The 12,069-nt window shown below is 64.3% G+C and carries 16 protein-coding genes; all 16 read left to right on the forward strand.

The window, feature by feature from the left end:
• Nucleotides 1-52: 52 nt before the first annotated feature.
• The 16 genes from AB3X95_RS34685 (at nt 53) to AB3X95_RS34760 (ending at nt 11,993) form a co-directional block, all read left to right on the forward strand.
• A complete protein-coding gene (locus tag AB3X95_RS34685; protein WP_184227818.1) occupies nt 53-706 on the forward strand; it encodes a protein-L-isoaspartate O-methyltransferase in 654 nt (217 codons plus the stop codon).
• 89 nt (nt 707-795) lie between these two features.
• Nucleotides 796-1,119 carry a rhodanese-like domain-containing protein gene (locus AB3X95_RS34690; protein WP_018431735.1) on the forward strand — a complete coding sequence of 108 codons (324 nt, stop codon included), beginning with the start codon at nt 796-798 and terminating at the stop codon, nt 1,117-1,119.
• 42 nt (nt 1,120-1,161) lie between these two features.
• Nucleotides 1,162-1,551 (forward strand): BPSL0067 family protein, encoded by a 390-nt coding sequence (locus AB3X95_RS34695; protein WP_368623636.1) that lies wholly within the window; start codon nt 1,162-1,164, stop codon nt 1,549-1,551.
• Nucleotides 1,545-1,970, forward strand: a complete 426-nt coding sequence (locus AB3X95_RS34700) for an STY0301 family protein (protein WP_368623637.1) — start codon at nt 1,545-1,547, stop codon at nt 1,968-1,970. Before AB3X95_RS34695 ends, AB3X95_RS34700 begins: the two co-directional genes overlap by 7 nt.
• 34 nt (nt 1,971-2,004) lie before the next feature.
• A complete protein-coding gene (locus AB3X95_RS34705) occupies nt 2,005-2,154 on the forward strand; it encodes a hypothetical protein (RefSeq protein WP_368623638.1) in 150 nt (49 codons plus the stop codon).
• A gap of 426 nt (nt 2,155-2,580) precedes the next feature.
• Nucleotides 2,581-3,879 (forward strand): urea ABC transporter substrate-binding protein, encoded by a 1,299-nt coding sequence (urtA, locus tag AB3X95_RS34710; RefSeq protein ID WP_176109344.1) that lies wholly within the window; start codon nt 2,581-2,583, stop codon nt 3,877-3,879.
• 188 nt (nt 3,880-4,067) lie between these two features.
• Nucleotides 4,068-5,702, forward strand: coding sequence for an urea ABC transporter permease subunit UrtB (gene urtB / locus AB3X95_RS34715; protein ID WP_368623639.1), 1,635 nt, complete (start codon nt 4,068-4,070; stop codon nt 5,700-5,702).
• Between the two features lies 1 nt (nt 5,703).
• Nucleotides 5,704-6,894, forward strand: coding sequence for an urea ABC transporter permease subunit UrtC (gene urtC / locus AB3X95_RS34720; protein WP_368623640.1), 1,191 nt, complete (start codon nt 5,704-5,706; stop codon nt 6,892-6,894).
• A 10-nt stretch (nt 6,895-6,904) separates the two neighbouring features.
• Nucleotides 6,905-7,768 (forward strand): urea ABC transporter ATP-binding protein UrtD, encoded by an 864-nt coding sequence (gene urtD / locus AB3X95_RS34725; RefSeq protein WP_368623641.1) that lies wholly within the window; start codon nt 6,905-6,907, stop codon nt 7,766-7,768.
• A 50-nt stretch (nt 7,769-7,818) separates the two neighbouring features.
• Nucleotides 7,819-8,511 carry an urea ABC transporter ATP-binding subunit UrtE gene (gene urtE, locus AB3X95_RS34730; protein ID WP_176366978.1) on the forward strand — a complete coding sequence of 231 codons (693 nt, stop codon included), beginning with the start codon at nt 7,819-7,821 and terminating at the stop codon, nt 8,509-8,511.
• Nucleotides 8,512-8,662: 151 nt separating this feature from the next.
• Complete coding sequence (locus tag AB3X95_RS34735; protein ID WP_176366977.1) at nt 8,663-9,022, forward strand: hypothetical protein; 360 nt, start codon at nt 8,663-8,665, stop codon at nt 9,020-9,022.
• A gap of 59 nt (nt 9,023-9,081) precedes the next feature.
• A complete protein-coding gene (locus AB3X95_RS34740) occupies nt 9,082-9,279 on the forward strand; it encodes a hypothetical protein (protein ID WP_176109348.1) in 198 nt (65 codons plus the stop codon).
• Between the two features lie 73 nt (nt 9,280-9,352).
• Nucleotides 9,353-10,222 (forward strand): urease accessory protein UreD, encoded by an 870-nt coding sequence (locus tag AB3X95_RS34745; protein ID WP_368623642.1) that lies wholly within the window; start codon nt 9,353-9,355, stop codon nt 10,220-10,222.
• 214 nt (nt 10,223-10,436) lie between these two features.
• The gene (locus AB3X95_RS34750; RefSeq protein ID WP_176121116.1) at nt 10,437-11,249 is read left to right on the forward strand and encodes a transporter substrate-binding domain-containing protein; all 813 of its coding nucleotides are present in this window, start codon (nt 10,437-10,439) and stop codon (nt 11,247-11,249) included.
• 110 nt (nt 11,250-11,359) lie between these two features.
• Entirely contained in the window at nt 11,360-11,662 is a 303-nt protein-coding gene (ureA, locus tag AB3X95_RS34755) for an urease subunit gamma (RefSeq protein WP_008923043.1), read from the forward strand.
• A 25-nt stretch (nt 11,663-11,687) separates the two neighbouring features.
• The gene (locus AB3X95_RS34760) at nt 11,688-11,993 is read left to right on the forward strand and encodes an urease subunit beta (protein WP_176366975.1); all 306 of its coding nucleotides are present in this window, start codon (nt 11,688-11,690) and stop codon (nt 11,991-11,993) included.
• The last annotated feature ends 76 nt before the right edge of the window (nt 11,994-12,069 follow it).

The raw sequence follows: 12,069 nt of genomic DNA on the forward strand, positions 1-12,069 counted from the left end.
AAGTCAGCGGCAATCGTCGCCCGCTCGCCAAACCAAAACCGCCGAATCCACCATGAACATCGAGCAAGCGCGTTTCAACATGATCGAACAGCAGATCCGCCCCTGGGAAGTGCTCGACCAGGACGTGCTGAATCTGCTGTCGATCGTCAAACGTGAGAAATTCGTCCCCACCGCTTACCGCGACCTCGCTTTCGCCGACTTCGAAGTGCCGCTGCCGGCCGGCCAGCACATGCTGGCGCCGCGCGTCGAGGCGCGCGTGCTGCAGGAGCTGGCGGTGAAGAAGCACGAAAGCGTGCTCGAAATCGGCGCGGGTTCGGGTTACATGGCGGCGCTGCTCGCGCATCGCGCCCAACACGTGCTGAGCGTCGACATCGAACCGGAACTGGCCGAGCTTGCGAAGAGCAACCTGATCGCCAACGGCGTGCTGAACGTCGAAGTCGTGACCGGCGACGCTTCGCGCGGCTGGAGCGGCGCGGCGCCGTATGACGTGATCTGCGTGTCGGGCGGTCTGCCGGTGCTGCCGCAGGAAATCCTCGAACAGCTGAAGGTCGGCGGCCGTCTCGCGGCGTTCGTCGGCAGCGCGCCGGTGATGAAGGCGCAAATCATCACGCGCATCGACGAGAAGCAATACCGCATCTCCGACGTGTTCGAAACCTATGTCGAGCCGCTCGCCAATGCAGTGCAGCCGGCGCGGTTCAGATTCTAAGCGGCGGTTTTCGCTGCGCTTCGAGTTGTATTGTTGATCTGGACGGGCGGCGAGCAAGCCCACCGTCCCACGAACTGGATGTCTCGCTGATGCAAAACCTGACCGCTCCCGCACTCGCCGAATGGCTCGCCGATACCTCGCGTCCTGCACCCGTGCTGCTCGACGTGCGCGAGCCGTGGGAACTGCAAACCGCGTCGATGGCCGGCGTCGTGTCGATTCCGATGCGCGAGATTCCTGCGCGCAGCGAAGAACTCGATGACGACGCGCAGATCGTCTGCATTTGCCATCACGGCGCGCGCAGTGCGCAGGTCGCGATGTTCCTCGAATCGCGCGGACACACCAATGTGTTCAATCTGCAAGGTGGGATCGATGCGTGGTCGCGTCAGGTCGATCCGTCGGTTCCGACTTATTGAGGTTCGGCGCGAAGATAGCGCGTTGAAACGGCGCAAGGGCTGATGGTCCTTGCGCCGTTTTTCTTTTGTGCTGCGTCGGAAATGCTGGCAAAGACCCCGCAAGCCAAGGTTTTGGCTTGTGGGGTCTTTGTTTTTGCTGACGCGTTCTTCAGCCATATCTTTTCGGAATATGCCCATAGGTACGGTGGAGTTTCGCGCGTAGCCTTCGAGGCTTTCAAGACACGACGAGACACGTTTGTGAGCGGCCGGTATCCGCAACACGGAAGCACGGGCAAACATGCTGCTATCTATCTCGAACAGGACGCTAGTGGTATTCAGGTCATGAATCAGTGGAACAGTCAGAATCAGGTACGCCGGCGAACTATATATTGGCACCCGCATTCCGGTGGCTTGAGCAACGATGCGAATGCTTTCTCGGTGATCGAATGGTGAAATCTAATCTCTTTGCGGTAGCGGTAATCGCGTCACTTGGCGCCGCTCTCGCGAATCAGGCTTGCGCAACGGAATTGACGTGCTTGCCATCAATTTCAGTCAATGAGTCATTGAGTCAACAGATATCCCAAGAATGGACTCCCCAGCTAGATACGTCACCTCGCTTTTTGCAGGGGATAACATTCTTCGATGACGATCCTAGAAAGAACGCAAGCATCGTCCCTACTAGCGACACAGCCTTGACGGGCCACGACCGAATAGCCCGGTGGCGTTTTAGATCAAGCGGTATCCCGGTCTGGCTCGGCTGTCGATATGACGGCACTGGCATCGTGCTTACAAGGCAACTACCCGCTTCCTATAAAGAATGCCAGCTTGTTTATGGCCCGGGTCGAGTCGTCAAGAAAATTAGCTGCGACTAGTCAGGCTCACGAGCCGCGCACCGTGCAGGTCGCAATGTTCCTCGAATCCCGCGGACATGCCAACGTGTTCAATCTGCAGGCCAGCGCGATCTTCAGCGCGGTCGTCGTGCGACGTGTAGTACGCCCCTTTCGCGCTCGCGAGCAGCCTCGGCGTGCTCTCGAACTGACGGTTTGGGTCGGCTGACGGCGGCGCGTTCGATCATGTCCGGTCTCCCTGACCAGCATTCAGTCTCACTGGTGCTCCGGTGTGAGGGAGCGCCCACGCCATGCACAAAAGCGCGGCGTCCCCAAGGCACCTATGCACCGCCGACGCCCCGCCTGCGCCAGCGACGCTTCGCTGGCGTCGAAGCACGCTTCGTCGCGGCGCGACGCGCACCCGAACGAGGCGCGCCGCGCGCGACTGCACCAGTTTCGCGCCGTGCCATCGATGGACCGAGTCGCCACCCCCGCGCCCATAACCGCGCCACCACAGGCATCGCACGCGCATTGCGTCGAACGCATCACATGGCATGTGCCTTGCAGTAGACGAGCGGCAAGCCGTGCGAGCTCAGCCAGGCTGGCTGAAATCGGCGCTCATAAACAGTGACCATCAATGACAAGGGGAAAGCACATGAAACGTCGCAGTCTGTTGAAGTACGGCTCCATGTCCGGCGCGCTCGCGCTCGCGGGCCGCGTGCCGTTCGCGCACGCGCAGTCCGATAGCGGTCCGATCAAGGTGGGCATCCTGCATTCGCTGTCCGGCACGATGGCGATCTCCGAGACGTCGCTGAAAGACACCGCGTTGATGACGATCGCCGACATCAACAAGAACGGCGGTGTGATGGGCCGTCAGATCCAGCCGGTGGTCGTCGACCCGGCGTCGAACTGGCCGCTGTTCGCCGAGAAGGCGCGCCAGCTTCTCACGCAGGACAAATGCGCGGTCGTGTTCGGCTGCTGGACCTCGGTGTCGCGCAAGTCGGTGCTGCCGGTGTTCGAGGAACTGAACGGCCTGCTGTTCTATCCGGTGCAGTACGAAGGCGAGGAAATGTCGCGCAACGTGTTCTATACGGGCGCAGCTCCTAACCAGCAGGCGATTCCCGCGACCGAATACCTGATGAGCGCCGAAGGCGGCGGCGCGAAGCGCTTCTTCCTGCTCGGCACCGACTATGTGTATCCGCGCACGACCAACAAGATCCTGCGCGCGTTCCTCAAATCGAAGGGCGTGCAGGAAGCCGACATTCAGGAGGTTTATACGCCGTTCGGTCACAGCGACTATCAGACCATCGTCGCGAACATCAAGACCTTCTCGCAAGGCGGCAAGACCGCGGTGATCTCGACCGTGAACGGCGATTCGAACGTGCCGTTCTACAAGGAACTCGGCAACCAGGGGCTGAAGGCGTCGGATGTGCCGGTCGTCGCGTTCTCGGTCGGCGAAGAGGAACTGCGCGGCATCGACACGAAGCCGCTCGTCGGCAATCTCGCTGCCTGGAACTACTTCATGTCGGTGCGCAACCCGTCCAACGAGAAGTTCAAGAAGCAATGGGCCACGTGGGTCAAGGACAACAACCTGCCGGGTGGCACGAAGCGCGTGACCAACGATCCGATGGAGGCGACCTTCGTCGGCATCCATATGTGGAAGCAGGCGGTCGAGAAAGCAAAGAGCACCGACGTCGACAAGGTGCGCGTCGCGATGGTCGGGCAGACCTTCGCGGCACCGTCGGGCTTCACGCTGGAGATGGACGGCAACCACCATCTGCACAAGCCGGTGATGATCGGCGAGGTACGCGCGGATGGCCAGTTCAACGTCGTGTGGCGTACCAAGGGGCCGATCCGCGCGCAACCGTGGAGCCCGTTCATCGCCGGCAATGCGGGCAAGCCGGATGTGGTCAGCTCGATTCCGGCGTTCCTGCGGCGCTCGCGCGTTGCGTGACGGGTCGGCGTGAGTCGCATCGCGGCGCGCGGCGAACCGCGCGTGTCTCGCCGCAGCAGCCGCGTGCCGGGACGTGCGGCCTGCGTACCGGCACGCGCAGCGCAGCGCGGCGACGCCCCGCTGAAGCGGCGGCGGCACCCTCGCGCGCCCGAGCGGCTCATCGATTCAATCCAGTGCAAAAGGCCATCATGGCGTTTTCATTTCCGACTTCCGTACGACGACGCGGCGCGGCGCTCCTGCTGCGGCTCGCGGTCCTTCTCGCCGCCGCGCCGGGCGCCGCATTCGCGCTGACCCAGGCCGACGTCGCGCCGCTCGCCGGCGACGACTTCGAGGCGAAGTCCGCCGCGATCGACAAACTGATCGCCACGCACGATACCGCGTCGCTCGCGGTGCTGAAGGCCCTCGCCGACGACAGCGCGCTCGCCACCGACTCAGGCGCGGTACTGCTGCAGGACGGCGACGCCACCCGCGATGCCGTCACCGGCCAACCGGTCGCCGCGAACGACGGGCAACCCATCACGCTGAACAACCTGCTGCGCTCGAAAGTAGCGGGCGCGCTGTCGGGTCTGCAACTCGCGTCGCCCGACCAGGCGACACGCGCAGCCGCCATCGATGCGCTGCTGAAAAACCCCGATCCATCGATCAAACCGCTGGTGGACGCCGCGCGCGCCAAAGAAACCGATCCCGCGCTGAAGAAGCGTCTCGACACGCTGTGGGCGATGAGCGCATTGCACGACCCGGACCCTTCGAAGCGTCTCGAAGCCGTGCAACTGGTCGCCGCGCGCCACGACCTCGAAATGAACGAGTTGCTGCGCCCGCTAGTCGCGAAGAAAGCCGACGGCACGTTTGTCGAAACCGACGAACGCGTGCGCGCGGCCGCGCAAAGCGGCATCGACGAGCTCGACGCGATCCAGCGCCGCAGCCAGATCGCGGGCACGCTGTTCGCCGGGCTGTCGCTCGGCAGCGTGCTGCTGCTCGCCGCGCTCGGCCTGGCGATCACGTATGGCCTGATCGGCGTGATCAACATGGCTCACGGCGAATTCCTGATGATCGGCGCCTACGCGACCTACGTCGTGCAGAACCTCGTTCAGCGCTTCGCGCCCAACGCGTTCGACTGGTATCCGCTCTTCGCGATACCGGCCGCCTTCGTCGCGGCCGCGCTGGTCGGCATCGTGCTCGAGCGGCTCGTACTGAAGCATCTGTACGGCCGCCCGCTCGAAACGCTGCTGACCACCTTCGGCGTGAGCCTGATCCTGATTCAGGCGACCCGCATGCTGTTCGGCGCGCAGAACGTCCAGGTCGTCAATCCGTCGTGGATGAGCGGCGGCGTCACCGTCCTGCCGAACCTGATCCTGCCGTACAACCGGCTCGCGATTCTCGCGTTCTCGCTGATCGTCGTCGCGATCGCATGGGCCGTGCTCACGCGCACTCGGTTGGGTCTGTTCGTGCGCGCGGTCACGCAGAACCGCCGGATGGCCGCGTGCGTCGGCGTAAAAACCGCGCGCGTCGATTCGTATGCGTTCGCATTCGGCGCGGGCATCGCGGGGCTCGGCGGCTGCGCGCTGTCGCAGATCGGCAATGTCGGGCCCGACCTCGGCCAGAGCTACATCATCGATTCCTTCATGGCGGTCGTGCTAGGCGGTGTCGGCCAGCTTGCGGGCACCGTGCTCGGCGGCTTCGGCCTCGGGCTCGTCAGCAAGGCGATCGAACCGTTCTGGGGCGCGGTGCTCGCGAAGATCGCGGTACTCGTGCTGATCGTGCTGTTCATCCAGAAGCGTCCGCAGGGCATGTTCGCCTTGAAGGGCCGCAGCGCGGAGGCATGAGATGGCATCGGCTACTTCATCGACGAACCCCTCTTCCGCGGCGTCGTCGCGCGCGGGTGCCGGCGCCGCGCGCGAGTTCAACACCGGCTTTGCGCTCGGCCTGCCACCGCGGCCCGCGTTGCTGTCGCGTCGCGCGTGGCTCGCGCTGATCGCGTTGATCATCGTGGTCGGCCTCGGCGTGCCGTTCGCCGCGCTGGTGATTCCGCAGACGAGCGCCTTGCATCTGTCCGCGTACGCGATGACGCTGACCGGCAAGTTCATGTGCTATGCGATCGCCGCGCTGGCGCTCGATCTGGTGTGGGGCTACTGCGGCATCCTGAGTCTGGGCCACGCGTTGTTCTTCGCGCTCGGCGGCTATGCGATCGGTATGTACCTGATGCGCGCGATCGGTCACGACGGCAAGTACGGCAGCGATCTGCCCGACTTCATGGTGTTTCTCGACTGGCACCAGTTGCCGTGGTACTGGCAAGGCACGCAGCATCTCGGCTACGCGCTGCTGCTCGTCCTGCTGGTGCCGGCCGTGGTCGCGTGGGTGTTCGGCTTCTTCACGTTCCGTTCGCGCGTGAAGGGCGTGTATCTGTCGATCATCACACAGGCGATGACCTTCGCCGCGATGCTGCTGTTCTATCGCAACGAAACGGGCTTTGGCGGCAATAACGGCTTTACCGACTTCAAGCGCATCGGCGGCTTTCCGATCACGCATCAGGGCACCCGCGCCGTGTTGCTGCTGATCACGTTCGCGGTGCTGATCGCCGCGTTCATCGGCGCGCGCGCGATCGTCACCTCGAAGCTCGGCCGTGTCGTGACCGCGGTGCGCGACGGCGAAACGCGGCTGATGTTTCTCGGCTACAGCCCGCTCGCGTACAAGCTGTTCGTGTGGACCGTGTCGGCGGTGCTGTGCGGCATCGCGGGCGCGTTGTACGTGCCGCAGGTCGGCATCATCAATCCGGGCGAGATGTCGCCGGGCAACTCGATCGAAATGGCGATCTGGGTGGCGGTCGGCGGACGCGGCACACTGATCGGACCGATCATCGGCGCGTTCGCGGTGAACGGCGCGAAGAGCTTCTTTACGGCGAACTTCCCCGAATACTGGCTGTTCTTTCTCGGCCTGATCTTCGTGCTGGTGCCGCTGCTGCTGCCGAACGGCATCATGGGTCTCGCCGATCTGCTGACGCGCAAAAGAAACCGCTGAGGAACCGCTGATGAACGAAAACCCGATGGTTCCCGATCTGGATTTGCCCGAAGCACCGCCGGAACGCTCGCTGAGCGGCGTCGCGAGCATGGGGCACACGGTCGTGCCCGGCGAGATCGACGTATCGCACGGCACGATCCTGTACCTCGAAGACGTGACCGTCAGCTTCGACGGCTTTCGCGCACTCAACGCGTTATCGCTCGCGATCGACGCGGGCGAACTGCGCTGCATCATCGGTCCGAATGGCGCGGGCAAGACGACGATGATGGACGTGATCACGGGCAAGACCGCACCCGATCACGGCAAGGTGTTTCTCGGCCAGTCGATCGATCTGACGCGGATGAACGAACCGGCGATCGCGCGCGCCGGCATCGGCCGCAAGTTCCAGAAGCCGACCGTGTTCGAGCAGCATCCGGTGTGGGAAAACCTCGAACTCGCGATGAAAACCGACAAGGGCTGGTGGGCGTCGCTGCGCGCGCGGCTCGATCGAGACGCTCAGGCGCGCATCGAGCAAACGCTCGCGCTGATCGGGCTGGAAAGCGAAGCGCGCAGGCTCGCCGGCGAGCTATCGCACGGCCAGAAGCAGCGCCTCGAAATCGGCATGCTGCTCATGCAACGCCCAGCGCTGCTGCTGCTCGACGAACCCGCGGCCGGTATGACCGACGACGAAACGATGCAGCTCGCCGAATTGCTCAACCACCTGCGCGGCACCTGCTCGATGATGGTCGTCGAGCACGACATGGAGTTCGTCGCGGCGCTCGCGGGCGACACGGGCAAGGTGACGGTGATGGCCGAAGGCCGCGTGCTCGCGCACGGCACGCTCGACGAAGTGAAGCGCGATGAGACCGTGATCGAGTCTTATCTCGGCCGCTGATTGCAGCTCGAGGCGGTACCGCATCGTCAACCCGACAGGATGACTGAACCATGCTCGAAGTAGACCGACTGAACCAGTACTACGGCGGCAGCCATATTCTGCGCGACGTGAAGCTCACGGTGCCCGACCGCAAGCTGACGGTGCTGCTAGGGCGCAACGGCGTCGGCAAGACCACGCTGCTGCGCTGCCTGATGGGCGTCGTGCCCGCGAAAAGCGGTGCGATCGCGTGGCGCGGCGAACCGCTGATGAAACTACCCACGCATGCGCGCGTCGCCCAGGGGCTCGCCTACGTGCCGCAGGGCCGCGATATTTTTCCGCGCTTGACCGTAGAGGAAAACCTGCTGGTGGGCGCCGCAAGCAGAAGGTCGCCGAAGAAAATCCCCGATCGCATCTACGAGCTGTTCCCGGTGCTGGAGGACATGCGCAACCGGCGCGGCGGCGATCTGTCCGGCGGTCAGCAGCAACAGCTCGCGATCGGCCGCGCGCTGATGAGCGAGCCGCAACTGCTGATCCTCGACGAGCCGACCGAGGGCATCCAGCCGTCGATCATTCAGGACATCGGCCGCACGCTGCGGCAGCTCGTCGAGGACATGGGCATGACGGTGCTGCTCGTCGAGCAGTACTACGATTTCGCCAAAGCGATCGCCGATCGTTACTGGGTGATGAGTCGCGGCGAAATCATCGCGGGCGGTGAAGGGGCGAACATGGATGCCGATGGAGTGCGGGGTTTGATTGCCGTGTAAGCGTTTTTTCAATCTGCAACAGCCATTAGAAAGCTTGCGGCCCGCGCCGTCGGCCCCGTCTGACGCGACTGAAGCTCACCACTCAAGTTATCCGCCGCGCAACCGTTACACAGGCTAGGCAGCGCCGCAACGGTTCGACGAGGTGGACACCATGGACGACAACAAGCAGGTCAGACGCGAGTTTTACAGAAACCCAGCCTCCTATTGCAGGGTGATGAACGTCGTGTCGGCAGTCACCTTCGGTTTATTCGAGGTGCACAGCGGCGGTACGGTCGGCATGCTGTCGGTGCGCTGGGAGAAGCTCGGCAACGAACTCGCGCCCCAGTTGCACGCGTACTACGACAGCTGGCACGTGCTCGCGTCGTTCCAGGACGTCCTCGCGAGAATGGCTGAGACGACCGGTCCGTCGTGTTCGCCGGAAGCTTTCTGTCAGCTCTTGCTCGACTGCGGATTCATCAATCGCGCGGAACGCGGCGTGGACGATCACGCCGCGCCGACCCGCGTGGGCTAGTCACTGCCGCGGTAAAACCAGCGTTAGCAACACAACATCGTTAAAGAAGGGAGAAAAGCATGTCCGTGACGGTTCACGTCGAGTATCAGTACTGCCGACATGGCAAGAAAGCAATCGAGACAGGCAGCGACTCGTTGACCGTCCAGGAAAACACCCCGCGCGCTATCGTCGCGCTGCTGCGGCTGCTGCATCCGCAGTGGGAGGGCATCAAGGTGCTGTCGGTGACCGAGGCCTCGCCTGAAGGCACTGCGTCGTAGTCGCTGCCGCGCGGCTCTCGCGCCGCGACCGCGTGCTATCCTCGCCGCACGCCGGTTCCCCCCTTTCATCCGCATGTCGCTCCACGAAAATCACGCCTCGCTCTTCGCCGCGCACTCCTCGTGGCGCGCGCGACTCGAACTCGGCTTCGTCGGCGGCGACGCTCGCACGACGCTCGCGCACCGGCTTCACGATGGGCCGCTGCGCGTGCAACGGCCGCTCTATCCGGAAGGCCCGGCGATCTGTCACGCGGTGATCGTGCATCCTCCCGGCGGCGTCGCGGGTGGCGATCAGCTCGACATCGACATCACGCTCGCCGCGCACACACATGCGGTGCTGACGACGCCGGGCGCAACCAAGTGGTACAAGTCGAATGGCCGCGCGGCGCGGCAGTGCATCGCGCTCAGGGTCGGCGAACAGGCGAAGCTCGACTGGCTGCCGCAGAACAACATCGTGTTCGATCACGCGAACGCGCAACTCGATTTTTCGCTGACGCTCGGCGCCGGCGCGAGCGCGATCGGCTGGGACGCGACGCAGCTCGGACGCCAGGCGGCCGGCGAACGCTGGTCGGCGGGTAGCTTGCGCGCGGTGTCGCGCATCGTCGGCGCTAATGGCGAGCTCCTGTGGTTCGAACGCGCGACTCTCAGCGCCGACGATCCGCTGCGCGACGCGCCGCAGGGTCTCGCCGGCTTTCCGGCCTACGGCACGCTGTGGGCCGTAGGCGCCGCTTGCGACGACGCGCTCGCCGAGTCGCTCACCGCGCAACTGCCGTTCGACGACACGTTGCGAGCGGCAGCCTCGTGCGTGACCAGCGGCGTACTGCTCGTGCGCGCGGTGTCACGCTCGATGGAAACGCTGCAGCACGCGCTCACGCGCTGCTGGCTGCAATTGCGGCCGGTCGTGCATGGTGTCGCGGCGGTGCCGTTGCGGATCTGGTCGACCTGAGCGCGCGGCTTCCTTCTTTCGCCTTCATCACCCTCTTCGCGCACCAAGGCGGCGCACGCGCGCGCCCCAACCATGTGCGCTAGCTGGCGTAACGCGCCGCCAGGCCGCAGCCCAGCGCGATGGCACACAGTTTGCATTGGATTCGCCACTTCGCGGCCGGACACGAAGACGCCAGCGACGACCCGACTCCAACGACACACCACCGCTCACGCCGATGACCCGCACCCTCTCCCGCTCCGCGCGCCGCACCTTGCTGGCCGCATTGCTCGCCCTGCCCATCGTCGCCGACCTCGCGTTTCATGCGGGCGCCGCGCACGCCGACACGCTCGACAACATCGCCAAGGCCGGCGTACTGAAGGTCGCCGTGCCCGAAGACTATCCGCCGTTCGGCTCGGTCGGTCCCGACATGAAGCCGCAGGGCTACGACATCGACACGGCCGCGCTGCTCGCCAAAGCGATGAACGTGAAGCTCGAACTGGTGCCGGTCAACAGCGCGAACCGCATTCCGTATCTGCAAACGGGCAAGGTCGATCTCGTGATCTCGTCGCTTGGCAAAACGCCTGAGCGCGAGAAAGTGATCGACTTCTCGAGCGCGTACGCGCCGTACTACCAGGGCGTGTTCGGTCCCGCCGATATCAAGGTCAGCGGTCCTGCCGATCTGACAGGCAAGACCGTCGGCGCGACGCGCGGCGCGCTTGAGGAAATCGGTCTCACGCAGATGGCTCCGAACGCAACGATCAAACGCTTCGAGGACAACAACGCGACGATCGCCGCGTTCCTGTCCGGCCAGGTGCAGCTGATCGCGGCCGGCAACATCGTCGCGGCCGCGATTCTCGCGAAGAATCCGCCGCGCCGTCCGGAGCCGAAGTTCGTGATCAAGAACTCGCCGTGCTTCGTCGGCATGAATAAAAACGAGCCGCGTCTGCAACAGAAGGTCGATGCCGCGATCGCGCAGGCAAAGCAGGACGGCACGCTCGGTGCGATGTCGAAGAAGTGGTTTGGCGCACCGCTGCCTGCCGATCTGTGATCCTGCAAGCACGACTGTAAGCGCGCCGTTAGCCGGGCTTGATACCGTGACCGGCTGATGGCGCGACGACCACGCCGCCACGACAAATCAACGCCGAGACCCACACCCCGATGAAGCTGACACCTCGCGAGAAGGACAAGCTGCTGATCTTCACCGCCGCGCTGCTCGCCGAACGGCGCCGTGCGCGCGGCCTCAAGCTGAACTATCCGGAAGCGGTCGCCTTCATCACCGCCGCGCTGATGGAAGCCGCGCGCGACGGCAAGAGTGTCGCCGAGGTGATGCACTACGGCACCACGCTGCTCACGCGCGCCGACGTGATGGAGGGGGTACCCGAAATGATCCCCGACATCCAGGTCGAAGCGACGTTCCCCGACGGCACCAAGCTCGTCACCGTCCATCACCCGATTCCCTGAAGTCCTCTTCGTCAAGGCAGGCCCCATGATTCCCGGCGAACTCCTCATCGACGACGGCGAGCACGAACTGAACGCGGGCCGCGCGACGCTCACGCTGGTTGTGTCGAATACCGGCGACCGTCCCGTGCAGATCGGCTCGCATTACCACTTCTACGAAGTGAACGACGCGCTGTCATTCGATCGCGAAGCGGCGCGCGGCTTTCGGCTGAATATCGCGGCGGGTACCGCGGTGCGCTTCGAGCCCGGCCAGGAGCGCACAGTCGAACTCGTCGCGCTGGCGGGCGAGCGCGTCGTGTACGGCTTCAACGGCAAGGTAATGGGCAAGCTGTGATGCGCTGCCCGCGCCCTGGCGTTTCGACCGCCCTGCTCCGCCATGCGTTGCTTGTAGCCCGCTTGTAGCTCACTCC

Source organism: Paraburkholderia sp. BR13444 (assembly GCF_040948755.1).
In the GTDB taxonomy this organism is placed as follows: domain Bacteria; phylum Pseudomonadota; class Gammaproteobacteria; order Burkholderiales; family Burkholderiaceae; genus Paraburkholderia; species Paraburkholderia youngii.